This window comes from Endobacterium panacihumi, from assembly GCF_050847465.1.
GTDB lineage: Bacteria > Pseudomonadota > Alphaproteobacteria > Rhizobiales > Rhizobiaceae > Neorhizobium > Neorhizobium panacihumi.
Genome location: NZ_JBOZRA010000029.1, coordinates 1 through 320, shown reverse-complemented (window position 1 = coordinate 320; position 320 = coordinate 1). Strand labels below are relative to the sequence as shown.

The following is a 320-nucleotide window of genomic DNA, read 5'->3' as shown; positions in this document are numbered from 1 at the left end:
AGTACCATTGGCGCTGGGGCGTTTCACGGCCGTGTTCGGAATGGGAACGGGTGCGGCCGCCCCGCCATGACCACCAGGTCATTTAAGGGCAATGTGAAGAGAAGCTGGCAGGCTTTCGCCTGTTTTTTATTTGGAACACGTCTGATGCTTCATTGCCCGCTGTTGCGGGCAGATGAGCATTGATCAATGAGAGCGATTAAGCCAATCGGGCTATTAGTAAGGCTAAGCTTCATGCATTGCTGCACTTCCACACGCCTCCTATCAACGTGGTCGTCTTCCACGGCCCTGATAGGGAATACTCGTTTTCAGGTTGGTTTCCC

The 320-nt window shown here is 53.4% G+C and carries 2 rRNA genes; both read right to left on the bottom strand.

From position 1 onward, the window contains the following. Positions 1–78: ribosomal RNA gene (gene rrf / locus ACRQ1B_RS29205) — 5S ribosomal RNA — on the bottom strand; the annotation flags it as partial. Positions 79–192: 114 nt separating this feature from the next. After that, positions 193–320 (bottom strand): 23S ribosomal RNA (locus ACRQ1B_RS29200); the annotation flags it as partial.